Raw genomic sequence first — 26,535 nt, 5'->3', positions numbered from 1 at the left:
AAATGACAAAAAACACTCCAACTAGTATATACTTAGAAACCAATTTAAGTGAAAAAATTACATTGATGGCTGCAGAATTACATTGTCGTCCAAACGATTTAATTAATGAAGCTGTACGTTTATTTGTCGAGGGACAGGAACGTATTAAACAATTAAAAGCAGAAGATGTTAAACGGCAATCTTTGTTATCTAGGGAACAAAAAAAATTAGAAGAGGAATGGGAAAATCAAGATTACACAGATTGGATTTAATAAATGGACAAAATAGAAATTAAGATGTAATAGTTGAGATTTAATCTTACATTTAGTAAAATTAAGATAATATTAAATGGAGGATTAGAGATGAATCTAAATCAAAAAATAATAAAGCCAAAAATAGGATTACTAGAATTAGCTAGGAGTCTTGGTAGTATATCGTCAGCATATAAAGCTATGGGTTACAGTAGAGACAGTTATTATAGGTTTAAAGAGTTATATGAAACAGGAGGAGAAGAAGCATTATATGAGATTAGTCGGAAGAAGCCAATTATAGCGAATAGAGTTGATCCTGCCGTAGAGAGAGCAGTATTAGATATGGCAGTAGAATACCCCGCTTATGGTCAGCTGCGAGTATCAAATGAGCTTAAAAAGACTGGTATTCTTGTATCACCTGGAGGAGTTAGATCTATTTGGCTACGTAATGATTTAAATAATATCAATAAAAGACTTAAAGCATTAGAAGCCAAAATGGCTCAGGATGGTATTGTTCTTACCGAAGCTCAGTTACAAGTATTAGAGAAACGGCGTAGCGAGAAAGAAGCTCATGGTGAGATTGATACACAGCATCCAGGTTATCTAGGATGCCAAGACACATATTATGTAGGTAATTTTAAAGGCATAGGCAAGGTATATTCTCAAGTGTTTATTGATAGTTACACTCGGGTTGCAGAGGCTAAACTATATACTGATAAAACAGCACTTACCGCTGCTGACATGCTTAATGATAGAGTGTTACCATGGTATGAGAGTCAGCAAATACCAGTACTTCGTATTTTAACTGATAGAGGTGGTGAGTATAAAGGTAATATAGAACATCATGCTTTTGAATTGTTCTTAAGCATTGAGGGTATTGAGCATACTACTACTAAAGCATATTCTCCTCAAACAAATGGTATGTGTGAACGTTTTAATAAAACTATGAAACAAGAATTCTTTGATACTGCTATGCGTAAAAAGATCTATACTGATCTTGATGATCTACAACTAGATCTTGATATTTGGCTAGAATATTATAATAATGAAAGACCGCATTCCGGTAAATATTGCTATGGAAAAACACCTATGCAGACTTTTATGGATAGTAAAAAGTTAGCTGTTGAAAAGAATAACGAAATCTTATATCTTGAATACTCATCTGACAGTCATAACTTATCAGACATTCAGATATAATTTTTATAATGTCTGTAAGATTAAATCTTGACTTCTACAGATGCTGTGTATCAATCTCACCATGAGCTTCTTTCTCGCTACGCCGTTTCTCTAATACTTGTAACTGAGCTTCGGTAAGAACAATACCATCCTGAGCCATTTTGGCTTCTAATGCTTTAAGTCTTTTATTGATATTATTTAAATCATTACGTAGCCAAATAGATCTAACTCCTCCAGGTGATACAAGAATACCAGTCTTTTTAAGCTCATTTGATACTCGCAGCTGACCATAAGCGGGGTATTCTATTGCCATATCTAATACTGCTCTCTCTACGGCAGGATCAACTCTATTCGCTATAATTGGCTTCTTCCGACTAATCTCATATAATGCTTCTTCTCCTCCTGTTTCATATAACTCTTTAAACCTATAATAACTGTCTCTACTGTAACCCATAGCTTTATATGCTGACGATATACTACCAAGACTCCTAGCTAATTCTAGTAATCCTATTTTTGGCTTTATTATTTTTTGATTTAGATTCATCTCTAATCCTCCATTTAATATTATCTTAATTTTACTAAATGTAAGATTAAATCTCAACTATTACAAATAAATAGATAGGCTATACTCGCTGAATTTGAAAAACCCTCGATGTCATTCCTGCAACAACGTCAATGCCACGCTGGAATGACATTTAATATTTGCGCAAACTCTTCTTGGTTAGAATATTCTAATGTGGTTTTATCTTGTATCTGATTTTTAAACCAAGTAACTTGTCTTTTAGCATAATGGCGGGTTCGTATTTGAGCTGCATTTAAAGCCTCATCTAAAGTAAGATTACCGTCTAAATAAGCCAAAATTTCTTTTATCCCTACAGCTTTTAAATTCGCATAATCTTTAGGAGTAAATTGCTTTTTTATTAAAGCTATTTCATCAATTGCTCCTTCTTTAAATATCTTATCTAAACGCTCATCGCATGTCTTATACACAAATTTTCGCTCAGGATTTAAGAAGATAATTTTGAAATTAAAATCAGATAAGATCTGTTCTTTTGGTAAAGTTTGAAAGGAAAAAATAGATTTACCGGTTTGCATAAATACTTCATAAGCTCTAATTAAACGCTGAGTATCATGTTGGTTTATTTTAGAAGCAGCAAGCGAGTCAAGTTCCTCTAATTTATTCCATAGTTCTATATTGCCTATTTCAGCATGTAAGTTTCTTGCTTGTTTTCGTAAATCTTCTGATATATCGGGGATATTATTATAGCCAAAAACTAAGGAATTGATATATAATCCCGTTCCTCCTATTAATATAGGTAGCTTACCTCGAGCGGTTATTTCTTTTATTTTTTCTGTTACAAGTTTTAGATATTTTATTACTGAGAAATCTTCCGTAATTGATAGAAAATTATATAAATGGTAAGTAACTTCAGCTATATAGCTTTTCGGAGGGGAGGCGGTAATAATAGGGATTTCTTTATAAACCTGCATTGAGTCGATATTAATAATTTCGCCATTATAAGCTTTAGCCAGTTCATGCCCTAAATAAGACTTTCCGCTAGCAGTCGGCCCGCATAATATAATTATTTCTTTCTTTGTCACTGATATATAGTTAGCCTATAATTATTGGGATGTTGCATGGCTCGGTTTTCCGCTATTAGCGAGAAAGCATTACCCACAAAACCGTCATTCCTGCAAGACCTTGTTGCGTAGATATAAAAAAAGTAGCTGCGAACTAAGAAAAGTAGTAAATCGACAAAAAACTTAACCACAAGTGTGTATGTCAAAGCTACAAAAAGTTTGCAACTGGAAAGAATATAACAGAAGTTTAAAGAAAAGAGGAACAATAATTTTCACATTTTGTGAAGAATATTTAAAAGAGTTATATTATGGAGGGGAACAGAGGCAAGGAGGAGCGAGAAGATATAATAGCAAGATGTATGAATATTTGCTAACAATTAAGCTGTTATTAAGATTGCCATGGCGAGCAACAAGCGGATTTGCAGAAGGAATGTTTAGCAAAATATTTGCGGGTAAGGATTTAAGAATACCGGATTATGCCCATGCATCAAGAATCGCTAGTAAGCTAAAGTTACGAGTAAAAAATATTGGAGTACAAGAGAAAGGTTCAGGGAAAGAGATAGTATTTGATAGTACCGGAGTAAATGTATATAGCACCAGTGGGTGGCATCAAAGGAAATACGGTAAGGATGGATTATAACGTGTAGAAGTCAAGATTTAATCTTACAGACATTATAAAAATTATATCTGAATGTCTGATAAGTTATGACTGTCAGATGAGTATTCAAGATATAAGATTTCGTTATTCTTTTCAACAGCTAACTTTTTACTATCCATAAAAGTCTGCATAGGTGTTTTTCCATAGCAATATTTACCGGAATGCGGTCTTTCATTATTATAATATTCTAGCCAAATATCAAGATCTAGTTGTAGATCATCAAGATCAGTATAGATCTTTTTACGCATAGCAGTATCAAAGAATTCTTGTTTCATAGTTTTATTAAAACGTTCACACATACCATTTGTTTGAGGAGAATATGCTTTAGTAGTAGTATGCTCAATACCCTCAATGCTTAAGAACAATTCAAAAGCATGATGTTCTATATTACCTTTATACTCACCACCTCTATCAGTTAAAATACGAAGTACTGGTATTTGCTGACTCTCATACCATGGTAACACTCTATCATTAAGCATGTCAGCAGCGGTAAGTGCTGTTTTATCAGTATATAGTTTAGCCTCTGCAACCCGAGTGTAACTATCAATAAACACTTGAGAATATACCTTGCCTATGCCTTTAAAATTACCTACATAATATGTGTCTTGGCATCCTAGATAACCTGGATGCTGTGTATCAATCTCACCATGAGCTTCTTTCTCGCTACGCCGTTTCTCTAATACTTGTAACTGAGCTTCGGTAAGAACAATACCATCCTGAGCCATTTTGGCTTCTAATGCTTTAAGTCTTTTATTGATATTATTTAAATCATTACGTAGCCAAATAGATCTAACTCCTCCAGGTGATACAAGAATACCAGTCTTTTTAAGCTCATTTGATACTCGCAGCTGACCATAAGCGGGGTATTCTATTGCCATATCTAATACTGCTCTCTCTACGGCAGGATCAACTCTATTCGCTATAATTGGCTTCTTCCGACTAATCTCATATAATGCTTCTTCTCCTCCTGTTTCATATAACTCTTTAAACCTATAATAACTGTCTCTACTGTAACCCATAGCTTTACATGCTGACGATATACTACCAAGACTCCTAGCTAATTCTAGTAATCCTATTTTTGGCTTTATTATTTTTTGATTTAGATTCATCTCTAATCCTCCATTTAATATTATCTTAATTTTACTAAATGTAAGATTAAATCTCAACTATTACAATTTAATTATTTTTATACTCTAAGCGCTATATTGACTTTTTTTAATCTCCACGCAACAACGCCTTGCGAGGAGGGACATAGTCCCGACATGGCAATCTTGTCAAACATTCTGAGATTGCGGACGTACAAAATTTTCAATTTTTCCTCGCAATGACGGATAAATAGGTCTACGCAAGCAAGCCTTCCTCGCAATGACGTTGTTTACCTTTGATTAGGTTTATCTTTTATTGTAAACACCTGTTCTTTAGGATCTGCTACTCCTAAAACTTTCTTTGCTTGTTCTTCTAACATATCCTTATTTAACGATTCCGTTCGGAGTAATTTGACGTTATGTTCAAGTTCTACTCTTTCTGCGCGTAAGCCTTTTAGTTCATCATAAGCTTTTTCAAGCTGCCTATTTACTTTTAAATACGCAATAATCCCTTTGTTACCATATATGCAATGAAAAACAAAATATCCAAGCAGTAAGGCTAAAAAGATATTTAGAATTATTTTTTTAGAATGATTGTTTAAATGTATTATCATGGTAATCCTCCCATTTTTAATCGCAATAGAGAGTAGAGAGTTAAGTTGCGAGAGCTAATTTTTGTATTGGTGTTATACCGCCAATAGCAATATTAGGTCTTTCGTTATTATAAGACCAAAGCCATTGAGTTGCAAGATCCTGTGCTTCTTGTATATTAACAAATAAATACTGATTTAACCAATCATATCTTACAGTTCTATTATATCTTTCAATATATGCATTTTGCTGAGGCATGCCTGGCTGAATGAATAATAACTTGATATTCTTTTCTTTTGCCCACTTGCTCAATAATTTACTGATATATTCAGGTCCATTATCACAACGTATAGATTTTGGCTTACCTCGCCATTCTATAATTTGATCTAGTGACCTGATAACTCTTCCTGCTGACAATAAAAAATCAGTCTCAGTACCAAGGCTCTCTCTATTAAAGTCATCAATCACATTAAATAAACGATATTTCCTACCATTCTCTGGTCATGCCTCCATATTGCAGTTACGCCTATTAAAAAGCTATACGTTCAATAAGAGTACCAATAACCTTATCATGAATATCCAATGACCTGGAAAAGCAGATTGTCTTACGTGCAAGCCTCTTGCATCTCGTTCTAAGGTTCAAGTTACTTCGTTCTATCCGTTGAGTGTATTTTTTACTGATAATATACTTTTTAGGGTCTAATAACCTAGCATAACTCCCCCATCCATCTGTATAGTAAAAAGTCACCTTGAAATTCTCTAGTTTTTTCAGTAATGATTCTAATGTGCTATCACATCTTGTACCAAACGTATAAGCAACTACTTTTAACGAAATCTTATCCAAGGCATACCAAAGCCATCGTTGTCTGGATTTATTCTGTACATAAGACCATTGTTCATCTATCTCAGGAGCAATAATTACTTCTGTTGTACTGATAGAATGATTTATTGTTTTTTAATACTAGATTTTTTTAAAACACGGATAACTGTATTGATACCCACTTTTAATACTCTTACTGTATCTCTAACTCCAGAGCCGTTGATTGACATTTCTACTATTTGCTCCTTAACTCCAGGCTTAGATGCATTATTAATATACTCCAATTGAAAATATCGATTACACCGCTTGCATTGATATCTCTGTTGTTTTGAAATTGAATATCCTGACTTTATTACTTCTTCTGTGTTGTTACAATATCTACACTTAACATCTATTTTTGCCATAACTCCTTAACTATAATTCTCTCTTATTACTGTTTGAGGATTATAGACTATTTACTCTAAACTGCAATACGGAGGCACGACCGTTGCTCGCCATGGCAATCTTAATAACAGCTTAATTGTTAGCAAATATTCATACATCTTGCTATTATATCTTCTCGCTCCTCCTTGCCTCTGTTCCCCTCCATAATATAACTCTTTTAAATATTCTTCACAAAATGTGAAAATTATTGTTCCTCTTTTCTTTAAACTTCTGTTATATTCTTTCCAGTTGCAAACTTTTTGTAGCTTTGACATACACACTTGTGGTTAAGTTTTTTGTCAATTTACTACTTTTCTTAGTTCGCAGCTACTTTTTTTATATCTACGCAACAAGGTCTCCTCGCAATGACGGTTTTGGTATCTATGCAAGCAAACCTTTCTTGTAATGATAACTACTAAAAAATGAATATAGGTAAATTTAAACTAATTGTTTTTGATGAACTAGACAGTACGAACTCTGAGGCTATAAGAATTGCTAAGAGTAATAAGGTTGATTCAAACTATGCAATACTTGCCAAATCTCAAACTAAAGGACGTGGTAGAAGCGGTAAAAACTGGCAGTCTAGGGTAGGTAACTTACATGCAAGTTTACTAATAAAGCCTGATAAAGAGCTAGAATTATTACCGCAATTATCTTTTGTTACAGCACTTGCCGTTTATGAGAGTATAGCCTCTTTATGTCACTCCTATAGTTCTCTATGTCATCCTCACCTCTTATGTCATTCCCGCGAAAGCGGGAATCCAGAAAAATTTTTAAAAGAAATGGATTCCCGCCTACGCAGGAATGACATAAGAGGTGAGGATGACATTATACAACTAAAATGGCCTAACGATGTTCTCGTGAACGGTCGGAAAATTGCCGGTATACTTCTTGAATCCGTTAAAGTAGAAAAGAATTATTACCTTATTATCGGTATCGGTATTAATATCACCTATCACCCTGATAATATCGACCAGCCTACTACTAGCTTAATAAGCGAAAATCTACCGCCTATAGAACCGCAAGCTTTACTTGAAAAATTAATAGAGAATTTTGAAAAATATTATCAAATTTGGCATAATAACAGCTTTTCTTTTATTAGAGAAAGCTGGTTAAAACATGCTTATAAGTTACATGAAAATATTAGCGTTAAATATCAAAATGATATAGTAACCGGTCGTTTTAAAGATATAGATAGTACCGGCAGAATAATATTGCAACTACCTTCCAAAAAAATAATCTCTTTTTCCACTGCCGAACTTTTCTTTTAGCAAAAATATTACTAAATTTAAATTGTAGATTTAATTTCTGTTAACTTCTACTTAAGCTCCAATTTAACAAGGTAATATGGTAATCCTCCCATTTTTAATCGCAATAGAGAGTAGAGAGTTAAGTTGCGAGAGCTAATTTTTGTATGTAGAAGTCAAGATTTAATCTTACAGACATTATAAAAATTATATCTGAATGTCTGATAAGTTATGACTGTCAGATGAGTATTCAAGATATAAGATTTCGTTATTCTTTTCAACAGCTAACTTTTTACTATCCATAAAAGTCTGCATAGGTGTTTTTCCATAGCAATATTTACCGGAATGCGGTCTTTCATTATTATAATATTCTAGCCAAATATCAAGATCTAGTTGTAGATCATCAAGATCAGTATAGATCTTTTTACGCATAGCAGTATCAAAGAATTCTTGTTTCATAGTTTTATTAAAACGTTCACACATACCATTTGTTTGAGGAGAATATGCTTTAGTAGTAGTATGCTCAATACCCTCAATGCTTAAGAACAATTCAAAAGCATGATGTTCTATATTACCTTTATACTCACCACCTCTATCAGTTAAAATACGAAGTACTGGTATTTGCTGACTCTCATACCATGGTAACACTCTATCATTAAGCATGTCAGCAGCGGTAAGTGCTGTTTTATCAGTATATAGTTTAGCCTCTGCAACCCGAGTGTAACTATCAATAAACACTTGAGAATATACCTTGCCTATGCCTTTAAAATTACCTACATAATATGTGTCTTGGCATCCTAGATAACCTGGATGCTGTGTATCAATCTCACCATGAGCTTCTTTCTCGCTACGCCGTTTCTCTAATACTTGTAACTGAGCTTCGGTAAGAACAATACCATCCTGAGCCATTTTGGCTTCTAATGCTTTAAGTCTTTTATTGATATTATTTAAATCATTACGTAGCCAAATAGATCTAACTCCTCCAGGTGATACAAGAATACCAGTCTTTTTAAGCTCATTTGATACTCGCAGCTGACCATAAGCGGGGTATTCTACTGCCATATCTAATACTGCTCTCTCTACGGCAGGATCAACTCTATTCGCTATAATTGGCTTCTTCCGACTAATCTCATATAATGCTTCTTCTCCTCCTGTTTCATATAACTCTTTAAACCTATAATAACTGTCTCTACTGTAACCCATAGCTTTATATGCTGACGATATACTACCAAGACTCCTAGCTAATTCTAGTAATCCTATTTTTGGCTTTATTATTTTTTGATTTAGATTCATCTCTAATCCTCCATTTAATATTATCTTAATTTTACTAAATGTAAGATTAAATCTCAACTATTACATCTCTCTTATTCATGCCTGTACCATACATAATAATGCTTTTATCGGCATGAGTACTACGATAATGGATTATGCAGTAATAGAAGAATATGCTTTTATTGCTGCAGGAAGTCTTGTCACACCAAAGAAGATAATTAAATCTAAAGAATTATGGATGGGTATCCCTGCAAAATTTGTTAGATATTTAACTGATCAAGATTTAGAATATATGCAAGATAACGCAAGAAATTATGTAGAACTTGCAAATGTTTATAAGATTTAGTGTCATTCCAGCAACGGCGGGAATCCAGCATAAAGCAAGATAAATCGAGCTTTTAATTTTAAAAACTTGCCGTATTTATACTTTTTTTTGGATTCCTGCTTTCGCAGGAATGACATAAGAACCATGCAACAAAGTCGCTAAAGGCAGGAATGACATACTGTACTATAAGAATTCTTAAACGCCTTAACCGTATTTTTAAGTAAAAAAGCAATAGTCATAGGTCCAATGCCACCGGGGGCGGGAGTAATATATTTTACTTTAGACTTCACATTTTCAAAATCAACATCACCGATAATCTTATTGCCGCTAATTCTATTAATTCCTACATCAATTACTATAGATTCAGGATTAAAATATTCGGCAGTGAATTTTAAAGGTGAGCCTATTGCCGCAACAACTATATCAGCTTTAGAAGTGATGGAGCTTAGATTTTGCGATTTGGAATGACAAATAGTAACGCTGCAATCTTCTTGCAATAGTAAGGCACTTAGAGGTTTACCTACTATATTTGATCGTCCGACAATTACGGCGTTTTTACCGCTTAAATTCGGTTCATATTTTTTTATAACTGCAAGGCATCCAAGGGCAGTGCAGGGTACAAAGCCTTGACTATAGTCAAATGATTTGAATTCACTTCCATCGTCACTCGTCGCTCTCCTATTATCTATAGGCTTCGTCCCTTGCTCCTTGTAATTAAATCCAACTGATTTGACTATAATCCCGCTATGTAAGTAACCGACATTTAAAGGATGAAAACCATCTATATCTTTATAGGGTGATACTGCTGATAAAATTTTATTTTTATCTATGGAGCTTGGCAAAGGAAGCTGAACTATAATTCCTGAAATCTCGTTATCAAGATTTAACTCGTTGATTTTCGCTATTAAATCATCAGTATGAATAGTAGTAGATAGATTTACTAATAAAGTATCAATTCCTATTTTATGAGCATTTTTTATTTTGTTTTTTACATAAATAATGCTTGCTGGATTATCGCCTACTAGTACTATAGCAAGCTTTGGTGAAGCGTTGGTTTGACTTTTAAGTTCTTGAATTTCTAGCTTTAAATCTGCTAGTATCTCATTTGCTAACGCTTTACCGTCAATTATATTATTCACTATATTTTTATCCATAATTATAGTATAGGACAGTTTTTCACAAAGCTCTCGATGTCATTCCTACGAAAACAGGAATCCAGCATAAAGCGAGATAACCTCCGCTTTAATTTTTAAAATTTAGCATATGTATGCTTTTTAACTACTGGATTTCCGCCTACGCGGGAATGACATCGAGTACTATGATTTTTATCTTACTTCCTTTCCCCATATTTAGTAGTGGAATACTCAAAATGTAGAGCCTTGCCGTCAAATACTCTACTATAAGCGTGATGGAGGCTGCTTGCAGCTTCAGCAAAGCCCGTAAGAATCAGCTTAAGCTTACCTGTATAATGAGCAATATCTCCAATGGCGTAAATACCTTCTATATTAGTTTGATAATAGGAGTGATCTACTTCAATATGGTGAAGCTTAACATTTAAACCCCAATTTGCTAAGCTACCTAAATCTTGTTTTAAACCAAAAAACGGTAGTAATATATTTGCATCTAATTTGCGAGTGTTATTTTGTAGATCTCTAACTATAACTTCTTGAAGTTCATCGTTATTACCCTCTAAAGCATTTAGCTGATAACCGATTACTAACTCGATTTTACCGGTTTCTGCAATATGCCTTAATTGCCTTACGCTTTCAGGAGCTGCTGTAAATTTATCCCGTCTATGTACTAAATATATTTTATTTGCAATTTCCGAAAGAGAAATAGCCCAGTCAACAGCCGAATCCCCGCCGCCTGCTATAACTATATTTTTACCTGCAAATTTGCTTTTATCATTAATGAAATAAAAAACCGATTTGCCTTCAAAATCTTCAATATTTGCAAGGGGCGGTTTATTTGGACCGAATGAACCTGCTCCTGCTGCAATAATAATAACTTTGCTTTTAATAAGAGTATTTTTTGAGGTTTTAATTTCAAAAAAATCATCTTGTTTATTTAGCTCTATAGCTTGCTGATTTAAGTGATATACAGGCTTAAAAGGAGTTGCTTGAAGCTCTAACTGTTTTATTAGCTCTTCTGCTGCAATTTTAGGATAAGCCGGTATATCGTAAATAGGCTTTTCAGGGTATAGAGTAATACACTGACCTCCTATGATTTCTTGAGCATCGATAATGTGGCACTTCATCCCAAGCATTCCGGCCTGAAAAATCGTAAATAGTCCTACGGGACCTGCACCTATTATTACAACATCCGTAGTATGTGTCATATATAATATCCTGAATTTTAAAAAGGATTTTATTAGATATTGAGGAAATAATCAAATAGATATTGATTTAATATGTCCTAACTTAGCCCAACTAAGAATTTTTTGATCTCTAGTAAGTAGGGTAGCTCCAAGGCATTTTGCTGTTGCTACAATAATTCTGTCAGCCGGATCACCATGAAAATCATCCATAAGAGAAACGCTCTCAGCAGCGACCTCCGGAGAAATATCTTTAATAGATAACCCGTTGATATTTGTTATAGAATTCAGAAAATCTTTTATAGGTTCGTAAACATTAATACGCTTTTTAAAGTTAAGCATAGCTATTTCCCATAATGAAATAGAACTAAGAAATAATTTCGAATTTTCTTGAGCCAAATTGATTTTGTGTTTTATTTGTTGGTCATGCCCCCATATTGCAGTTATGCCTATTAAAAAGCTATACGTTCAATAAGAGTACCAATAACCTTATCATGAATATCCAATGACCTGGAAAAGCAGATTGTCTTACGTGCAAGCCTCTTGCATCTCGTTCTAAGGTTCAAGTTACTTCGTTCTATCCGTTGAGTGTATTTTTTACTGATAATATACTTTTTAGGGTCTAATAACCTAGCATAACTCCCCCATCCATCTGTATAGTAAAAAGTCACCTTGAAATTCTCTAGTTTTTTCAGTAATGATTCTAATGTGCTATCACATCTTGTACCAAACGTATAAGCAACTACTTTTAACGAAATCTTATCCAAGGCATACCAAAGCCATCGTTGTCTGGATTTATTCTGTACATAAGACCATTGTTCATCTATCTCAGGAGCAATAATTACTTCTGTTGTACTGATAGAATGATTTATTGTTTTTTAATACTAGATTTTTTTAAAACACGGATAACTGTATTGATACCCACTTTTAATACTCTTACTGTATCTCTAACTCCAGAGCCGTTGATTGACATTTCTACTATTTGCTCCTTAACTCCAGGCTTAGATGCATTATTAATATACTCCAATTAAAAATATCGATTACACCGCTTGCATTGATATCTCTGTTGTTTTGAAATTGAATATCCTGACTTTATTACTTCTTCTGTGTTGTTACAATATCTACACTTAACATCTATTTTTGCCATAACTCCTTAACTATAATTCTCTCTTATTACTGTTTGAGGATTATAGACTATTTACTCTAAACTGCAATACGGAGGCACGACCGATTTGTTCTGATAATTCTTCAGGTTGTAATATTGACCACAATAAAACATTGGTGTCTAGTACTAAGCCACTATTAATGTTCTGCATTCCATTTTTCTTCTATTGAATCTAATATATCTGCTTTTATCTCAGCTTTATTTTTTAACATACCGAATATTGAGGTCTTTTTAGTATTGATAGGCAATATTTGTGCTACTTCCCTATCTCTTTTAGTAATTATAATGGATTCTTTATCGGTTTGTAATTTTTCTATTATCTCAAGACAATGAGATTTAAATTGACTTATTGCTATTTTAGTAGTCATTTTATATACCAGAAAGTAAAAGTATTATCATGTTATAATACTCAAATAGAATAGTCAATTACATTTTTAATTTATTTGTAAATATATTCTGTAGGAAAAATATCATAAATTCATATTTAAATATAACTATTTCTTAAACTCACCTTCTAAAATCGTTAAAATTTGTCAAAGATTAATAATGAACATTAATTATTTTTATTAAAAAATATGAATAATAACTTTAAAATTCTACGAAATATTATCGGTTTTATTATCTTAACTATAAGTACAGGAAATAGCCTCACCTCGTCTGCTAATGCTTTTTTCCTTGTTAGTGCAACGGTTTTACCGTCTTGTATAGTTACTGCTACTCCTTTAGCTTTTGGTACGTATGTTCCGACTGCTGATTCTCTGCAAACAAACACACTTGTAGAAGTCAAGATTTAATCTTACAGACATTATAAAAATTATATCTGAATGTCTGATAAGTTATAACTGTCAGATGAGTATTCAAGATATAAGATTTCGTTATTCTTTTCAACAGCTAACTTTTTACTATCCATAAAAGTCTGCATAGGTGTTTTTCCATAGCAATATTTACCGGAATGCGGTCTTTCATTATTATAATATTCTAGCCAAATATCAAGATCTAGTTGTAGATCATCAAGATCAGTATAGATCTTTTTACGCATAGCAGTATCAAAGAATTCTTGTTTCATAGTTTTATTAAAACGTTCACACATACCATTTGTTTGAGGAGAATATGCTTTAGTAGTAGTATGCTCAATACCCTCAATGCTTAAGAACAATTCAAAAGCATGATGTTCTATATTACCTTTATACTCACCACCTCTATCAGTTAAAATACGAAGTACTGGTATTTGCTGACTCTCATACCATGGTAACACTCTATCATTAAGCATGTCAGCAGCGGTAAGTGCTGTTTTATCAGTATATAGTTTAGCCTCTGCAACCCGAGTGTAACTATCAATAAACACTTGAGAATATACCTTGCCTATGCCTTTAAAATTACCTACATAATATGTGTCTTGGCTGTAATAGTTGAGATTTAATCTTACATTTAGTAAAATTAAGATAATATTAAATGGAGGATTAGAGATGAATCTAAATCAAAAAATAATAAAGCCAAAAATAGGATTACTAGAATTAGCTAGGAGTCTTGGTAGTATATCGTCAGCATATAAAGCTATGGGTTACAGTAGAGACAGTTATTATAGGTTTAAAGAGTTATATGAAACAGGAGGAGAAGAAGCATTATATGAGATTAGTCGGAAGAAGCCAATTATAGCGAATAGAGTTGATCCTGCCGTAGAGAGAGCAGTATTAGATATGGCAATAGAATACCCCGCTTATGGTCAGCTGCGAGTATCAAATGAGCTTAAAAAGACTGGTATTCTTGTATCACCTGGAGGAGTTAGATCTATTTGGCTACGTAATGATTTAAATAATATCAATAAAAGACTTAAAGCATTAGAAGCCAAAATGGCTCAGGATGGTATTGTTCTTACCGAAGCTCAGTTACAAGTATTAGAGAAACGGCGTAGCGAGAAAGAAGCTCATGGTGAGATTGATACACAGCATCCAGGTTATCTAGGATGCCAAGACACATATTATGTAGGTAATTTTAAAGGCATAGGCAAGGTATATTCTCAAGTGTTTATTGATAGTTACACTCGGGTTGCAGAGGCTAAACTATATACTGATAAAACAGCACTTACCGCTGCTGACATGCTTAATGATAGAGTGTTACCATGGTATGAGAGTCAGCAAATACCAGTACTTCGTATTTTAACTGATAGAGGTGGTGAGTATAAAGGTAATATAGAACATCATGCTTTTGAATTGTTCTTAAGCATTGAGGGTATTGAGCATACTACTACTAAAGCATATTCTCCTCAAACAAATGGTATGTGTGAACGTTTTAATAAAACTATGAAACAAGAATTCTTTGATACTGCTATGCGTAAAAAGATCTATACTGATCTTGATGATCTACAACTAGATCTTGATATTTGGCTAGAATATTATAATAATGAAAGACCGCATTCCGGTAAATATTGCTATGGAAAAACACCTATGCAGACTTTTATGGATAGTAAAAAGTTAGCTGTTGAAAAGAATAACGAAATCTTATATCTTGAATACTCATCTGACAGTCATAACTTATCAGACATTCAGATATAATTTTTATAATGTCTGTAAGATTAAATCTTGACTTCTACAGCTATGGAAAAACACCTATGCAGACTTTTATGGATAGTAAAAAGTTAGCTGTTGAAAAGAATAACGAAATCTTATATCTTGAATACTCATCTGACAGTCATAACTTATCAGACATTCAGATATAATTTTTATAATGTCTGTAAGATTAAATCTTGACTTCTACATTTCATTTAATATATTTATCTTAGTAATTACTTCGTTTTTTCTTCCTTTCTCTGTTTTTTGTTGTAAGTTAAAGCCAAACGTTCGCTTCAACCTAAACATAAACGATTCAACCCTTAACCTTTGATGATAGCCGCTATTAATTTTCCATGCTTTTAAACCTTCATCAAAATTTTTATATTCTCTAATTCCTTTTATTACTTTATCTCTGTAAGCTAAATGTTCTTTCTCTACCTTGCTTTTATTCTTTAATTCATCTTGTGACTTAGATGTTCGTGCTGGGGGCATTAAATCTTGTGCTCCCCAATCATATATTATCTTTCTAAACTCCTGCGTATCATAAGCTCCATCTGCTATAACGGTTTTAGCTTTGCCTGTTATCTCTTTGCTCATATCACCAACAACTTCACAGTCGTTTGTGTTACTATCCGTATAGGCTACAGATAGTACTTCCATACTATCTAAATCGACTGCTACATGTATCTTCTTCCACTGTTCTCTCTTACGATATAATCCATCCTTACCGTTATAATCCATCCTTACCGTATTTCCTTTGATGCCACCCACTGGTGCTATATACATTTACTCCGGTACTATCAAATACTATCTCTTTCCCTGAACCTTTCTCTTGTACTCCAATATTTTTTACTCGTAACTTTAGCTTACTAGCGATTCTTGATGCATGGGCATAATCCGGTATTCTTAAATCCTTACCCGCAAATATTTTGCTAAACATTCCTTCTGCAAATCCGCTTGTTGCTCGCCATGGCAATCTTAATAACAGCTTAATTGTTAGCAAATATTCATACATCTTGCTATTATATCTTCTCGCTCCTCCTTGCCTCTGTTCCCCTCCATAATATAACTCTTTTAAATATTCTTCACAAAATGTGAAAATTATTGTTCCTCTTTTCTTTAAACTTCTGTTATATTCTTTCCAGTTGCAAACTTTTTGTAGCTTTGACATACACACTTGTGGTTAAGTTTTTTGTCGATTTACTACTTTTCTTAGTTCGCAGCTACTTTTTTTATATCTACGCAACAAGGTCTTGCAGGAATGACGGTTTTGGTATCTATGTAACAATGCCACGCGGGAATGACAACTACGGTCTAACAATATGCAAATTGTATAATAATGTTAAATAATCAAGATTTCATACATACATTAAATCCACAACAGCAAAAAGCAGTTCTTCATACTGAAGGACCGCTTTTATTGCTTGCAGGTGCCGGAACAGGTAAAACAAAGGTACTTACCTCACGAATAGCTAATATTGTTCACCAAAATTTAGCCTCACCTCAAAATATTCTAGCCGTTACTTTTACTAATAAAGCTGCTAAAGAAATGACTGAAAGAGTTAACGGTCTCATTAATTGCTACGGTCTTAATATAGGCACTTTCCACTCAATGGCAGCTAGGATATTACGTGACCAAATTGAGCATTTAAATCTTGGTTTAAATAATAGATTTACTATTATTAGTCATGATGATCAATTAAAACTAGTTAAAGATATAGTAAAACTAAAAGATATCGATACTAAAAAATATGCTCCTAAATTAATACATATCATAATTTCGAGATGGAAAGATCAAGGATTATTACCAAGTACACTATCAGCATCAGATACTAATTTACCGTTGCAGAGGGTGGCAAAACTTGTATACGAAGAATATCAGAAAAATTTACTTATTTCTAATGTTTTAGATTTTGGAGATTTGCTACTTTATAATAATGAGCTTTTTATTAAAAATCCTGAAATATTAAGATATTACCAGGAAAAATATCGTTATATTTTAATCGATGAATATCAAGACACTAACGTTGTCCAGTATTTATGGGCAAGAATGCTCGCAAGTTTATATAAAAATATTTGCTGTGTAGGGGATGATGATCAATCTATCTATGGTTGGCGAGGAGCGGAAGTCGGTAATATATTACGCTTTGAAAAAGATTTTGCAGGTGCAACGATTATTAAGTTAGAGCAGAATTATAGATCAACTTTGCCGATACTTGCTGCTGCTTCCAATGTTATTAATAATAATAAAAACCGTCACAGTAAAACGTTATGGACGGATAGGGAAAGCGGTGAAAAGATAAAAATTATCTCTTGTTGGAGTGATAAAGAAGAAGCAAGATATATAGCCGGCGAAATAGATAAATTAGTGAGAGAAGACCGATATAATGCCGGCAATATTGCAATATTAGTACGAGCCGGATTTCAAACAAGAAGTTTTGAGGAAGCGTTTATAAATAGTGCTATACCTTATAAAATTATAGGAGGTTTGAGGTTCTATGAACGTATGGAAATAAGAGACGTGCTTGCTTATATCCGTATATCTTTGAATCAAAATGACAATCTAGCACTTGAGCGTATTATAAATGTGCCGAAAAGGGCAATAGGTGCAGCTAGCTTAAATAAAATTAGAGTCTATGCACTTGAGCGAAATATTTCTAATTTCGCAGCCATTAAAGAAATGTTGGAAATGGGCGAGATTAAAGCAAAACCATATGAAACTCTAAAAGATTTGGTGACTAAAATAGATAATTGGCACGAAAGATTTAGTATAGATGCTCCAATAAACGTGGTTAAAGCAATACTTGATGATTCCGGTTATCTTAAAATGCTTCAAGAAGAAAAAACCGAAGAAGCATTCGGTAGAATCGAAAATGTTAACGAAATGCTTAGAGCTATTGCCGAATTTAACGATGTTCATGATTTTATCGAACATTCAAGTTTAGTTATGGAAAATGAAGTGCTTGAAACTAATTACGGTGGTTCTGTTACTATAATGACCCTGCACGCAGCTAAAGGGCTTGAGTTTGACGTGGTGTTTTTACCGGGCTGGGAAGAGGGGGTATTTCCATCTCAAAGATCCCTAGACGAAGACGGCGAAAAAGGCTTAGAAGAAGAACGCCGCATTGCTTATGTCGGTATTACGAGAGCCAAAAAAGATCTCTACATTACCCACGCCGAAAGCAGAAAAATATTTTATGAAATAGTCCGCTCTTACCCTTCAAGGTTCATAACCGAAATCCCTGATGAAATTACGATTAGGACCTCTTCTATGAAAAAATACAATTCTTTTTATAAGTTTAATTAATTTTCATTTATAAATTTTAAATTGGTTTACATTCTTTAACTAATTATTATCTAATTTAATTAATAATAATTAATAGAGGAAATGATATGGCCGAGGAGCTAATACCTGATAGACCACAAGAGAAACTTAAAACTGCTTTTGAATATCAAGTTGATAGTGCAGCAGGGATAATAAGAAAACTAGAGGAAAAAGTAACGCTGGCTTTAAAAGAGCCTTCTCTAATCAAAAGGCAAGACCTACATTTACAAGCTGTAGGAGCAGCTATAACTTTGTACTCTCCTGAAGTAGCAAATCAATATCTTAATGATACTGAAATACAAAAATTAGCTGATTTATTGAAAGAAAATAAAAATATACTATAAATTTATTGCCTAAAGAAAAAGATATATATGAAAAATTAGTAGCTAAAAATGAAGTTATAATTAAAGACTTTCCAATATCATTTGATGGAGTAGCAGATCATATAACTGTTAAAGTACAAGCAAAAGCTTATAAAAACGCTGTTGAAAGTGCTTTAATAGAAATGAGTGTAGATGATGAACAAATACCTCGTAAAAAATATGGAGAAGAACTCTTAAAAAGAGTTAAAGAAAAATTAGATAAACCTTTTTATGATGAAGTAACAAAAGAAACAGTTGAAATTTCTGAAGAAACAATATCAGAGGCTGAAAAATTAATTAAGAAAGCTCATAAGAATATAGATTTACAACAAACTACATTAACTTCGGACCAGGTTGAGGTTCAAAATGCTTTTAAAAGTACAATAGATAAATTATGCAAGTTTCTTGAAAAAAATATTGAAACAAATAAAAACATAAAGCAAGGAATAGATATAATTCAAGGAGCAGGAGTAAATGAAAGTGAAATAATAAATTCATTACTACCGGCAATAAGTAAACTACCTCCTGAAAAAATGACAGAGCAAGGTAGAGAAATTATCAAAAATTTTGCCCCATTACTTGAGAGCAATAATCCTGCACTTGTTAACGGTACTAAAAAAGTACTATCAGAGCTAGAACTTGGATATTTAACTGTACACGGAAAAGGAGAAGGTATAGCATTAGAATTACAAAGGGTAGCCAAACCTAAGCTATGGCAAAGAATAGTAGCAGTTTTTACCGGTACGGATTATGCTCAAAAAATATAGATAAAGCAGTCGCTAACTTTGAAAAAAGTAATAGTTTATATATAGATATGAAAAATTTATCGGAAGAACTGCAACGAGAAAAACAAGCACCAAATAAAGAAATCAATATCGTAACAGCAAAAAAAGAGCAAGGTAAGGAGCAAAATAAAACAATATCCCAAAGCTATAAGTCTTCTATATCAACCCCTATATCTCATGTTGATAAACTTAATAAAAGTAAAGAGAGTGGGCAACAGTCAGGGCATAGTAAATAATGATTTATATGATAATATAGTTGCGAATTTTTAAGAAGTTTGATAACTTGGTTACATTATATCAAATAACTTAATAATGAGTATTATATGGCAGAGATTATAACTAATATAAATGATACTATTGAAAAAATTAAAAAAACGATGAAGTAACTGAGATACCGGCGGCAGTAAAAGGTAAAATAGTTGATATAAAAAACGTAGATAGTAGATTAGATACTTTGAATAAAAATATTGTTACTCTAGACCCTATTCAACAATATTTACAATCTGAAGAATATATCACTAGTACGCTTGAAGTACTTGCCAGTAAAATTATTAGTGAAGTCGTAGAAAATAAAGATATACAAAAATTAGCTGTAATAGTTGAGATTTAATCTTACATTTAGTAAAATTAAGATAATATTAAATGGAGGATTAGAGATGAATCTAAATCAAAAAATAATAAAGCCAAAAATAGGATTACTAGAATTAGCTAGGAGTCTTGGTAGTATATCGTCAGCATGTAAAGCTATGGGTTACAGTAGAGACAGTTATTATAGGTTTAAAGAGTTATATGAAACAGGAGGAGAAGAAGCATTATATGAGATTAGTCGGAAGAAGCCAATTATAGCGAATAGAGTTGATCCTGCCGTAGAGAGAGCAGTATTAGATATGGCAATAGAATACCCCGCTTATGGTCAGCTGCGAGTATCAAATGAGCTTAAAAAGACTGGTATTCTTGTATCACCTGGAGGAGTTAGATCTATTTGGCTACGTAATGATTTAAATAATATCAATAAAAGACTTAAAGCATTAGAAGCCAAAATGGCTCAGGATGGTATTGTTCTTACCGAAGCTCAGTTACAAGTATTAGAGAAACGGCGTAGCGAGAAAGAAGCTCATGGTGAGATTGATACACAGCATCCAGGTTATCTAGGATGCCAAGACACATATTATGTAGGTAATTTTAAAGGCATAGGCAAGGTATATTCTCAAGTGTTTATTGATAGTTACACTCGGGTTGCAGAGGCTAAACTATATACTGATAAAACAGCACTTACCGCTGCTGACATGCTTAATGATAGAGTGTTACCATGGTATGAGAGTCAGCAAATACCAGTACTTCGTATTTTAACTGATAGAGGTGGTGAGTATAAAGGTAATATAGAACATCATGCTTTTGAATTGTTCTTAAGCATTGAGGGTATTGAGCATACTACTACTAAAGCATATTCTCCTCAAACAAATGGTATGTGTGAACGTTTTAATAAAACTATGAAACAAGAATTCTTTGATACTGCTATGCGTAAAAAGATCTATACTGATCTTGATGATCTACAACTAGATCTTGATATTTGGCTAGAATATTATAATAATGAAAGACCGCATTCCGGTAAATATTGCTATGGAAAAACACCTATGCAGACTTTTATGGATAGTAAAAAGTTAGCTGTTGAAAAGAATAACGAAATCTTATATCTTGAATACTCATCTGACAGTCATAACTTATCAGACATTCAGATATAATTTTTATAATGTCTGTAAGATTAAATCTTGACTTCTATACTATCCGTTGAGTGTATTTTTTACTGATAATATGCTTTTTAGGGTCTAATAACCTAGCATAACTCCCCCATCCATCTGTATAGTAAAAAGTCACCTTGAAATTCTCTAGTTTTTTCAGTAATGATTCTAATGTGCTATCACATCTTGTACCAAACGTATAAGCAACTACTTTTAACGAAATCTTATCCAAGGCATACCAAAGCCATCGTTGTCTGGATTTATTCTGTACATAAGACCATTGTTCATCTATCTCAGGAGCAATAATTACTTCTGTTGTACTGATAGAATGATTTATTGTTTTTTAATACTAGATTTTTTTAAAACACGGATAACTGTATTGATACCCACTTTTAATACTCTTACTGTATCTCTAACTCCAGAGCCGTTGATTGACATTTCTACTATTTGCTCCTTAACTCCAGGCTTAGATGCATTATTAATATACTCCAATTAAAAATATCGATTACACCGCTTGCATTGATATCTCTGTTGTTTTGAAATTGAATATCCTGACTTTATTACTTCTTCTGTGTTGTTACAATATCTACACCTAACATCTATTTTTGCCATAACTCCTTAACTATAATTCTCTCTTATTACTGTTTGAGGATTATAGACTATTTACTCTAAACTGCAATACGGAGGCACGATCCAAAACTAATACCTAGTGCAGCAGATAAGTTAAAGTTTGATGTCGCAAGGGCCGAGGCAGCACTTAAAGGTTTTGTACTTCCTCTAAATAAAGGGGGGCCTTTTGATGAATTATCATTTATGGGTATAGAGGATGAAGAAGAAATCTTTGCTGATCCTATAAGAGCAACTAAAGAAGCATTAATAGCGTAAGTGGAAATTCTATACCTAAAGAGCAATATGCACAGGCTGTAAAAGATAAAGCTATAGAAATCTTAAAACAAGATCCTAAAAACACTCCGGAAAAACTTGAAAAATATGAAAAATTTATTATTCAAGAAGATAAAAATCAGAAATTTAATGAAGATAGTAAGCAGTTCGTCCCAAGAGTAAATCAATTATCTTCAAATATCCGAGATTGCTTCGTCGAAACTTACAGTTTCTTCTCGCAATGACGATATTTACCTTTAGTTAGTAATGCTTGGTGGGACGGTTAAACACTCCTCTTTCCATAGCTCGTTATAAAGAATAGGGTCAATATTACCCCCTGAGATTAGTACTAGTAATTTTTGAGGTTTGGATTGTGTTTTTAACCAATTTACCACTGAAACCATATTTATACTACTTGACGGCTCGCATATAACTTTAAGTAAATGAGTAAGCCACGCTGTCCAATAATATATTTCATATTCTTCTGCTAAATAAAAATGATCAAGTTTTTTCAGATATTCAAATGTACGAGCTGATACACTCAAGGTTTTAAGACCGTCTGCGATGGTAGTCGGTGCATTATCAAATCTATATATTGAGCCGTTTTTAACCGATAAATAAGCATCATTTGCCTTAAGCGGTTCTGAACCTATTAACAAGCTTGTCGGTGATATTAATTCCTTGGCAAGATATGAGCCGGAAATTAAACCGCCGCCGCCGCAAGAGGCAAAAATAGCATCAGGACTAAAGCCTAGTTGTTGTAATGCTTCATAGCATAATGTGCCGGCACCTGCTATTGTAGAATCACTATCGGAAGGATGTATATAGTAAAATCCTTGCTTTTCATCTTCTTTTGCTCTTTCTTCTGCTTCTTGTCGAGTATCTGTATATATCACTTCACCGCCGTAATAAAGAGCCGCTTGCCGTTTTACTTTTGAAGTATTTAACGGTAAATAAATCCTTATTTTAATACCGAATAATTTACTTGCATAAGCAAGCCCAATCCCATGGTTACCCGTACTATAACCGACTATTTTATCAGGTAATTTTCCTTGCTCTTTTAATTCTAATAAATGATTTAATACTCCTCTAACTTTGAATGCACCGGTTTTTTGTAATGATTCAACCTTAAAAAAAATCTCATGACCGAGCATCTCATTTAAGCTTTCAGAGTGAACGATTGGAGTTAAATGTAGATATTGTTTTATTCTATTATGTGCAGTAGCTACATTTTGAGAAGATTGTAGTAATAAATTCATAAATATAATTAATAAAGATGGCTTGAAATCGCATTTATACTATATTATATAGTTAATAATTAGACATTTTAAAAGGTTTTAATTGATGAATAAAAAATCCCTGCCGCTTATGGCATTAAGAGATATGGTAGTATTCCCGGGAGTAATTGCTCCTATTTTCGTGGGTAGACAAAAATCGCTGCAAGCGTTATCTCATACTACCGTTTCTGAGGAAGATAATAGTAAATATATTTTAGTAACTTTACAGAAAAAATTTGATCAAGAAAACCCTAGTAAACATGAACTTTATAACACAGCTATACTTGCCAAGATTATCCAAATAGTGAAGTTGCCTAATAATACGGCAAAAATCTTAATAGAAGCAGTAGCAAGAGTAAAGCTAAGCAATATCAAAGGCAACGATGCTTTTGAAGCAAATTATGAAATTATTCCGGATGAAGAAATATTTGACGTTAATAACATGCGTTCATTAGTGGATAATGCAGTACAATTATTTAGTAAATATGCGATTAATGATAAAAAAGTTAATGCGGAAATTATTGAAACTATCAATAAAGAAATAAGTAATAGCACTAATTTTATAAATATTATAAATATATTAGCTTCACATCTTATAACTTCACTTGAGGCAAAGCAGCATTTATTAGAAGAAACTAGTCCTTTTAAGCGTATCACTACGGTTATTAGTACGCTTACTTCTAATATAGTAAATTCAGAAACCGAGCAGGCATTACAGCAAAGAGTAAGAAAGCAAATCGAAAAAACGCAGCGTGATTATTATCTGCACGAACAAATGAAAGCTATTCAAAAGGAGCTTGATGAAGATAAATCGGAACTTGCCGATATCGAGAAAAAAATTAAAAGGTTAAAATTATCTAAAGAAGCTAAAGAGAAAGCAGAATCAGAGCTTAAAAAACTCCGCAGTATGAATCAAATGTCGGCAGAGTCGGGAGTGACGCGTAATTATCTTGAGACTTTGCTAAGTTTGCCTTGGGGTAAATATGATAATAGCAAAATAGATATTAACCAAGCGGAGAAAATTTTAAATCGTGACCATTTTGGACTCGAAAAAGTTAAAGAGCGAATTATAGAATATTTAGCGGTATTACAGCGTTCAAGTAAAATTAGAGGACCTATATTATGTTTGATAGGTCCGCCAGGGGTCGGTAAAACTTCACTTGTAAAATCTATTGCCGAAGGAATGGGCAGAAAATACACTAAATTTGCTCTTGGCGGTGTTAGAGACGAAGCAGAAATCAGAGGGCATAGAAAAACTTACCTTGGATCAATGCCCGGTAAAATTTTAGGTCAACTTAAGAAAGTTAAGACTAGTAATCCTGTAATGCTGCTTGATGAAATCGATAAAATGAGTTCTGATTTTAGAGGTGATCCGGCATCCGCTTTGCTTGAGGTATTAGACCCTGAGCAGAATAGTCACTTTGTTGATCATTATTTAGAAGTAGAATATGATCTATCAAATATAATATTTATTGCTACTGCTAACTCTCATGATTTACCTAGAGCTTTAAGTGATAGGATGGAAAAAATATATATTTCCGGTTATGTAGAGGAAGAAAAGCTCCAAATCACCAAAAATTATTTAGTTCCAAAACAATTTAAAGTACATAAAATTAAGAAAGATGAAATTACTATATCCGAAGCGGCAATTTTGGATTTAATTAGATATTATACCAAGGAATCAGGTGTAAGAGCTTTAGAGCGTGAAATAGGAGCATTAACTAGAAAAGCATTAAAGCAAATTTTAGCAGATAAAAATGTTAAGCATATTACCATAGATAGTAATAATCTTGAAGAATTTTTAGGAGCTAAAAAATATAATTTCGGGCTTGCCGAGAAAGAAGACCAAATAGGTAGTACTACAGGACTTGCTTATACTGAAGTAGGAGGAGAGCTTTTAACTATAGAAGCTTTAGCATTTCTAGGGAAAGGTGAAATAAAGACCACCGGAAAACTCGGTGATGTTATGAAAGAATCGGCAATGGCTGCCTATAGTTGTTTTAGAAGCAGAGCAACAAATTTTGGATTAAAATACGATAATTATAAAGATTTTGATATCCACATTCACGTACCGGCCGGAGCTATTCCAAAAGATGGACCGTCTGCCGGCTGTGCTTTGTTTACTACTATTGTTTCGTTAATGACTAAAATACCCGTACACCGCACTGTAGCAATGACCGGTGAAATTACTTTAAGAGGAAATGTTTTACCTATCGGTGGTCTTAAAGAGAAGTTACTTGCTGCGAGTAGGGGAGGGATTAAAACCGTATTAATTCCTGAGGAGAATGTTAAAGACTTAAAAGATATACCGCCGAATATAAAAGAAAGCCTAGAAATTATATCCGTATCAAATATCGACCAAGTACTTAAGCATGCTTTGGTAGAAACCCCGATAAATAAATAGAAATCGGTCATACGATAGTACTGGATAATTTTTAAAGAACCCTCGATGTCATTCCTGCGAAAGCAGGAAGCCAGAAAAAAAATATAAATACAGCAAATTTTTGAAATTAAAAGCTCGATTTATCTCGCTTTATGCTGGGTTCCTGCTTTCGCAGGAATGACATTGGTATCCACACGGGCAGTGCCTTCTCGCAATTACGGAAAAACCGAACCATGCAATAGCGCCGCAATCTTTCGGTTGTGGTTCAATCCATAAAATTTATTACTATCCTATAAATAATCCCAAAAATCTATTGTTGTAAAAAAGTTGCTACAAATTATTAATC

General features: G+C 33.2%; 28 protein-coding genes and 8 pseudogenes. 16 read left to right on the top strand and 20 right to left on the bottom strand.

The window, feature by feature from the left end; genetic code table 11:
* Positions 1 to 2: 2 nt before the first annotated feature.
* Positions 3 to 251, top strand: a complete 249-nt coding sequence (locus tag AC0ODJ_RS06015; protein WP_218460474.1) for a hypothetical protein — start codon at positions 3 to 5, stop codon at positions 249 to 251.
* A gap of 90 nt (positions 252 to 341) precedes the next feature.
* On the top strand, positions 342 to 1,427 hold the full coding sequence (locus AC0ODJ_RS06010; protein WP_474465674.1) for an IS481 family transposase: 1,086 nt from the start codon (positions 342 to 344) through the stop codon (positions 1,425 to 1,427).
* A 40-nt stretch (positions 1,428 to 1,467) separates the two neighbouring features.
* On the opposite strand, the pseudogene AC0ODJ_RS06005 reads toward AC0ODJ_RS06010, so the two are convergent.
* Positions 1,468 to 1,950: pseudogene (locus tag AC0ODJ_RS06005) on the bottom strand (helix-turn-helix domain-containing protein); the annotation flags it as partial.
* Between the two features lie 128 nt (positions 1,951 to 2,078).
* Positions 2,079 to 3,008: a tRNA (adenosine(37)-N6)-dimethylallyltransferase MiaA gene (gene miaA / locus AC0ODJ_RS06000; protein ID WP_218460321.1), complete on the bottom strand. Its 930-nt coding sequence runs from the start codon at positions 3,006 to 3,008 to the stop codon at positions 2,079 to 2,081.
* A gap of 178 nt (positions 3,009 to 3,186) precedes the next feature.
* Between miaA and AC0ODJ_RS05995 the strand changes: the two genes are divergently transcribed.
* Positions 3,187 to 3,627, top strand: coding sequence for a transposase (locus AC0ODJ_RS05995; protein WP_121843865.1), 441 nt, complete (start codon positions 3,187 to 3,189; stop codon positions 3,625 to 3,627).
* 41 nt (positions 3,628 to 3,668) lie between these two features.
* Here the strand turns inward: AC0ODJ_RS05995 and AC0ODJ_RS05990 are convergent, their stop codons facing one another.
* From AC0ODJ_RS05990 to AC0ODJ_RS05970, 5 genes and pseudogenes are all read right to left on the bottom strand, one after another.
* Positions 3,669 to 4,754, bottom strand: coding sequence for an IS481 family transposase (locus AC0ODJ_RS05990; protein ID WP_127896995.1), 1,086 nt, complete (start codon positions 4,752 to 4,754; stop codon positions 3,669 to 3,671).
* Positions 4,755 to 5,020: 266 nt separating this feature from the next.
* Complete coding sequence (locus AC0ODJ_RS05985; RefSeq protein WP_218460064.1) at positions 5,021 to 5,344, bottom strand: FtsB family cell division protein; 324 nt, start codon at positions 5,342 to 5,344, stop codon at positions 5,021 to 5,023.
* A gap of 40 nt (positions 5,345 to 5,384) precedes the next feature.
* A pseudogene (locus AC0ODJ_RS05980) lies at positions 5,385 to 5,816 on the bottom strand (integrase core domain-containing protein); the annotation flags it as partial.
* Between the two features lie 34 nt (positions 5,817 to 5,850).
* Positions 5,851 to 6,545 (bottom strand): IS1 family transposase gene (locus tag AC0ODJ_RS05975; protein WP_474465121.1). Its coding sequence is split into 2 segments (ribosomal slippage): positions 5,851 to 6,272 and positions 6,272 to 6,545, totalling 696 coding nucleotides; the frame shifts between segments, so codons are not numbered across the junction.
* A 51-nt stretch (positions 6,546 to 6,596) separates the two neighbouring features.
* On the bottom strand, positions 6,597 to 6,839 hold the full coding sequence (locus tag AC0ODJ_RS05970; RefSeq protein ID WP_474465369.1) for a hypothetical protein: 243 nt from the start codon (positions 6,837 to 6,839) through the stop codon (positions 6,597 to 6,599).
* A 147-nt stretch (positions 6,840 to 6,986) separates the two neighbouring features.
* On the opposite strand from AC0ODJ_RS05970, the gene AC0ODJ_RS05965 reads away from it, so the two are divergent.
* Positions 6,987 to 7,835, top strand: a complete 849-nt coding sequence (locus AC0ODJ_RS05965; RefSeq protein ID WP_474465367.1) for a biotin--[acetyl-CoA-carboxylase] ligase — start codon at positions 6,987 to 6,989, stop codon at positions 7,833 to 7,835.
* 183 nt (positions 7,836 to 8,018) lie between these two features.
* Here the strand turns inward: AC0ODJ_RS05965 and AC0ODJ_RS05960 are convergent, their stop codons facing one another.
* Positions 8,019 to 9,104 carry an IS481 family transposase gene (locus tag AC0ODJ_RS05960; protein WP_474465674.1) on the bottom strand — a complete coding sequence of 362 codons (1,086 nt, stop codon included), beginning with the start codon at positions 9,102 to 9,104 and terminating at the stop codon, positions 8,019 to 8,021.
* 61 nt (positions 9,105 to 9,165) lie between these two features.
* Between AC0ODJ_RS05960 and AC0ODJ_RS05955 the strand changes: the two are divergent.
* Positions 9,166 to 9,429 (top strand): annotated as a pseudogene (locus AC0ODJ_RS05955) (LbetaH domain-containing protein); the annotation flags it as partial.
* Positions 9,430 to 9,566: 137 nt separating this feature from the next.
* Here the strand turns inward: AC0ODJ_RS05955 and AC0ODJ_RS05950 are convergent.
* The 5 genes and pseudogenes from AC0ODJ_RS05950 to AC0ODJ_RS05930 form a co-directional block, all read right to left on the bottom strand.
* The gene (locus AC0ODJ_RS05950; RefSeq protein ID WP_218459891.1) at positions 9,567 to 10,547 is read right to left on the bottom strand and encodes a tetrahydrofolate dehydrogenase/cyclohydrolase catalytic domain-containing protein; all 981 of its coding nucleotides are present in this window, start codon (positions 10,545 to 10,547) and stop codon (positions 9,567 to 9,569) included.
* 191 nt (positions 10,548 to 10,738) lie between these two features.
* Entirely contained in the window at positions 10,739 to 11,746 is a 1,008-nt protein-coding gene (locus AC0ODJ_RS05945; protein ID WP_218459887.1) for an NAD(P)/FAD-dependent oxidoreductase, read from the bottom strand.
* A gap of 51 nt (positions 11,747 to 11,797) precedes the next feature.
* A complete protein-coding gene (locus AC0ODJ_RS05940) occupies positions 11,798 to 12,121 on the bottom strand; it encodes a type II toxin-antitoxin system VapC family toxin (RefSeq protein WP_474465364.1) in 324 nt (107 codons plus the stop codon).
* 53 nt (positions 12,122 to 12,174) lie between these two features.
* Positions 12,175 to 12,869: pseudogene (locus tag AC0ODJ_RS05935) on the bottom strand (IS1 family transposase).
* A 155-nt stretch (positions 12,870 to 13,024) separates the two neighbouring features.
* Entirely contained in the window at positions 13,025 to 13,255 is a 231-nt protein-coding gene (locus AC0ODJ_RS05930) for a type II toxin-antitoxin system Phd/YefM family antitoxin (RefSeq protein ID WP_011271032.1), read from the bottom strand.
* A gap of 207 nt (positions 13,256 to 13,462) precedes the next feature.
* Here AC0ODJ_RS05930 and AC0ODJ_RS05925 point away from each other — a divergent pair.
* A pseudogene (locus tag AC0ODJ_RS05925) lies at positions 13,463 to 13,663 on the top strand (Csu type fimbrial protein); the annotation flags it as partial.
* A 38-nt stretch (positions 13,664 to 13,701) separates the two neighbouring features.
* Here the strand turns inward: AC0ODJ_RS05925 and AC0ODJ_RS05920 are convergent.
* Positions 13,702 to 14,286: pseudogene (locus tag AC0ODJ_RS05920) on the bottom strand (integrase core domain-containing protein); the annotation flags it as partial.
* Between the two features lie 67 nt (positions 14,287 to 14,353).
* On the opposite strand from AC0ODJ_RS05920, the gene AC0ODJ_RS05915 reads away from it, so the two are divergent.
* Complete coding sequence (locus tag AC0ODJ_RS05915; protein ID WP_121834048.1) at positions 14,354 to 15,439, top strand: IS481 family transposase; 1,086 nt, start codon at positions 14,354 to 14,356, stop codon at positions 15,437 to 15,439.
* A gap of 8 nt (positions 15,440 to 15,447) precedes the next feature.
* Positions 15,448 to 15,603, top strand: a complete 156-nt coding sequence (locus tag AC0ODJ_RS05910) for a hypothetical protein (protein WP_474465165.1) — start codon at positions 15,448 to 15,450, stop codon at positions 15,601 to 15,603.
* A 34-nt stretch (positions 15,604 to 15,637) separates the two neighbouring features.
* Here the strand turns inward: AC0ODJ_RS05910 and AC0ODJ_RS05905 are convergent, their stop codons facing one another.
* Positions 15,638 to 16,177 (bottom strand): transposase, encoded by a 540-nt coding sequence (locus AC0ODJ_RS05905; protein ID WP_474465168.1) that lies wholly within the window; start codon positions 16,175 to 16,177, stop codon positions 15,638 to 15,640.
* On the bottom strand, positions 16,167 to 16,607 hold the full coding sequence (locus AC0ODJ_RS05900; RefSeq protein ID WP_121843865.1) for a transposase: 441 nt from the start codon (positions 16,605 to 16,607) through the stop codon (positions 16,167 to 16,169). The genes AC0ODJ_RS05905 and AC0ODJ_RS05900 overlap by 11 nt, the downstream gene beginning before the upstream one ends.
* Positions 16,608 to 16,775: 168 nt before the next feature.
* Between AC0ODJ_RS05900 and pcrA the strand changes: the two genes are divergently transcribed.
* The 6 genes and pseudogenes from pcrA to AC0ODJ_RS05870 all read left to right on the top strand — a co-directional run bounded on the left by pcrA (position 16,776) and on the right by AC0ODJ_RS05870 (position 21,650).
* Complete coding sequence (gene pcrA / locus AC0ODJ_RS05895) at positions 16,776 to 18,743, top strand: DNA helicase PcrA (RefSeq protein ID WP_474465362.1); 1,968 nt, start codon at positions 16,776 to 16,778, stop codon at positions 18,741 to 18,743.
* A gap of 86 nt (positions 18,744 to 18,829) precedes the next feature.
* Complete coding sequence (locus AC0ODJ_RS05890) at positions 18,830 to 19,105, top strand: hypothetical protein (RefSeq protein ID WP_256621278.1); 276 nt, start codon at positions 18,830 to 18,832, stop codon at positions 19,103 to 19,105.
* 5 nt (positions 19,106 to 19,110) lie between these two features.
* Entirely contained in the window at positions 19,111 to 19,890 is a 780-nt protein-coding gene (locus AC0ODJ_RS05885; protein ID WP_256621276.1) for a hypothetical protein, read from the top strand.
* Positions 19,836 to 20,144, top strand: a complete 309-nt coding sequence (locus AC0ODJ_RS05880) for a hypothetical protein (protein ID WP_256621275.1) — start codon at positions 19,836 to 19,838, stop codon at positions 20,142 to 20,144. The genes AC0ODJ_RS05885 and AC0ODJ_RS05880 overlap by 55 nt, the downstream gene beginning before the upstream one ends.
* A gap of 87 nt (positions 20,145 to 20,231) precedes the next feature.
* Positions 20,232 to 20,497: pseudogene (locus AC0ODJ_RS05875) on the top strand (hypothetical protein); the annotation flags it as partial.
* A gap of 67 nt (positions 20,498 to 20,564) precedes the next feature.
* Positions 20,565 to 21,650 (top strand): IS481 family transposase, encoded by a 1,086-nt coding sequence (locus AC0ODJ_RS05870; RefSeq protein ID WP_127896995.1) that lies wholly within the window; start codon positions 20,565 to 20,567, stop codon positions 21,648 to 21,650.
* A gap of 34 nt (positions 21,651 to 21,684) precedes the next feature.
* Here AC0ODJ_RS05870 and AC0ODJ_RS05865 read toward each other — a convergent pair whose 3' ends face one another.
* The 3 genes from AC0ODJ_RS05865 to AC0ODJ_RS05855 are packed head-to-tail and all read right to left on the bottom strand — an operon-like array spanning position 21,685 to position 22,259.
* On the bottom strand, positions 21,685 to 21,954 hold the full coding sequence (locus AC0ODJ_RS05865) for an IS1 family transposase (protein ID WP_474465799.1): 270 nt from the start codon (positions 21,952 to 21,954) through the stop codon (positions 21,685 to 21,687).
* Between the two features lie 26 nt (positions 21,955 to 21,980).
* Positions 21,981 to 22,139, bottom strand: a complete 159-nt coding sequence (locus AC0ODJ_RS05860; RefSeq protein WP_474464717.1) for an IS1-like element transposase — start codon at positions 22,137 to 22,139, stop codon at positions 21,981 to 21,983.
* Positions 22,140 to 22,259 carry an IS1 family transposase gene (locus AC0ODJ_RS05855; RefSeq protein ID WP_474465354.1) on the bottom strand — a complete coding sequence of 40 codons (120 nt, stop codon included), beginning with the start codon at positions 22,257 to 22,259 and terminating at the stop codon, positions 22,140 to 22,142.
* Between the two features lie 78 nt (positions 22,260 to 22,337).
* Here AC0ODJ_RS05855 and AC0ODJ_RS05850 point away from each other — a divergent pair.
* Positions 22,338 to 22,723 (top strand): annotated as a pseudogene (locus AC0ODJ_RS05850) (hypothetical protein); the annotation flags it as partial.
* A 63-nt stretch (positions 22,724 to 22,786) separates the two neighbouring features.
* Here the strand turns inward: AC0ODJ_RS05850 and AC0ODJ_RS05845 are convergent.
* A complete protein-coding gene (locus AC0ODJ_RS05845; protein ID WP_218460349.1) occupies positions 22,787 to 23,788 on the bottom strand; it encodes a serine/threonine dehydratase in 1,002 nt (333 codons plus the stop codon).
* Positions 23,789 to 23,873: 85 nt separating this feature from the next.
* Here AC0ODJ_RS05845 and lon point away from each other — a divergent pair, with 85 nt between their 5' ends.
* Complete coding sequence (lon, locus tag AC0ODJ_RS05840; RefSeq protein WP_474465351.1) at positions 23,874 to 26,210, top strand: endopeptidase La; 2,337 nt, start codon at positions 23,874 to 23,876, stop codon at positions 26,208 to 26,210.
* Positions 26,211 to 26,535 lie beyond the last annotated feature (325 nt).

The organism is Rickettsia senegalensis (assembly GCF_056135685.1).
This window is presented reverse-complemented; position numbering and strand designations above follow the sequence as displayed.

What these genes read in the sequence shown, in the direction of transcription:
- lon (WP_474465351.1), top strand. Translation starts at nt 23,874, where the DNA reads ATGAATAAAAAATCCCTGCCGCTTATGGCATTAAGAGATATGGTAGTA.
- AC0ODJ_RS05990 (WP_127896995.1), bottom strand. Translation starts at nt 4,754, where the DNA reads ATGAATCTAAATCAAAAAATAATAAAGCCAAAAATAGGATTACTAGAA.
- AC0ODJ_RS05905 (WP_474465168.1), bottom strand. Translation starts at nt 16,177, where the DNA reads ATGGATTATAACGGTAAGGATGGATTATATCGTAAGAGAGAACAGTGG.
- AC0ODJ_RS05880 (WP_256621275.1), top strand. Translation starts at nt 19,836, where the DNA reads ATGGCAAAGAATAGTAGCAGTTTTTACCGGTACGGATTATGCTCAAAA.
- AC0ODJ_RS05930 (WP_011271032.1), bottom strand. Translation starts at nt 13,255, where the DNA reads ATGACTACTAAAATAGCAATAAGTCAATTTAAATCTCATTGTCTTGAG.
- AC0ODJ_RS05870 (WP_127896995.1), top strand. Translation starts at nt 20,565, where the DNA reads ATGAATCTAAATCAAAAAATAATAAAGCCAAAAATAGGATTACTAGAA.
- AC0ODJ_RS05995 (WP_121843865.1), top strand. Translation starts at nt 3,187, where the DNA reads ATGTCAAAGCTACAAAAAGTTTGCAACTGGAAAGAATATAACAGAAGT.
- AC0ODJ_RS05855 (WP_474465354.1), bottom strand. Translation starts at nt 22,259, where the DNA reads ATGGCAAAAATAGATGTTAGGTGTAGATATTGTAACAACACAGAAGAA.
- AC0ODJ_RS05845 (WP_218460349.1), bottom strand. Translation starts at nt 23,788, where the DNA reads ATGAATTTATTACTACAATCTTCTCAAAATGTAGCTACTGCACATAAT.
- pcrA (WP_474465362.1), top strand. Translation starts at nt 16,776, where the DNA reads ATGTTAAATAATCAAGATTTCATACATACATTAAATCCACAACAGCAA.
- AC0ODJ_RS05900 (WP_121843865.1), bottom strand. Translation starts at nt 16,607, where the DNA reads ATGTCAAAGCTACAAAAAGTTTGCAACTGGAAAGAATATAACAGAAGT.
- AC0ODJ_RS05970 (WP_474465369.1), bottom strand. Translation starts at nt 6,839, where the DNA reads ATGTCAAAGCTACAAAAAGTTTGCAACTGGAAAGAATATAACAGAAGT.
- AC0ODJ_RS05985 (WP_218460064.1), bottom strand. Translation starts at nt 5,344, where the DNA reads ATGATAATACATTTAAACAATCATTCTAAAAAAATAATTCTAAATATC.
- AC0ODJ_RS06010 (WP_474465674.1), top strand. Translation starts at nt 342, where the DNA reads ATGAATCTAAATCAAAAAATAATAAAGCCAAAAATAGGATTACTAGAA.
- AC0ODJ_RS05945 (WP_218459887.1), bottom strand. Translation starts at nt 11,746, where the DNA reads ATGACACATACTACGGATGTTGTAATAATAGGTGCAGGTCCCGTAGGA.
- AC0ODJ_RS05910 (WP_474465165.1), top strand. Translation starts at nt 15,448, where the DNA reads ATGTCTGTAAGATTAAATCTTGACTTCTACAGCTATGGAAAAACACCT.
- AC0ODJ_RS05915 (WP_121834048.1), top strand. Translation starts at nt 14,354, where the DNA reads ATGAATCTAAATCAAAAAATAATAAAGCCAAAAATAGGATTACTAGAA.
- AC0ODJ_RS05960 (WP_474465674.1), bottom strand. Translation starts at nt 9,104, where the DNA reads ATGAATCTAAATCAAAAAATAATAAAGCCAAAAATAGGATTACTAGAA.
- AC0ODJ_RS06015 (WP_218460474.1), top strand. Translation starts at nt 3, where the DNA reads ATGACAAAAAACACTCCAACTAGTATATACTTAGAAACCAATTTAAGT.
- AC0ODJ_RS05965 (WP_474465367.1), top strand. Translation starts at nt 6,987, where the DNA reads ATGAATATAGGTAAATTTAAACTAATTGTTTTTGATGAACTAGACAGT.
- AC0ODJ_RS05890 (WP_256621278.1), top strand. Translation starts at nt 18,830, where the DNA reads ATGGCCGAGGAGCTAATACCTGATAGACCACAAGAGAAACTTAAAACT.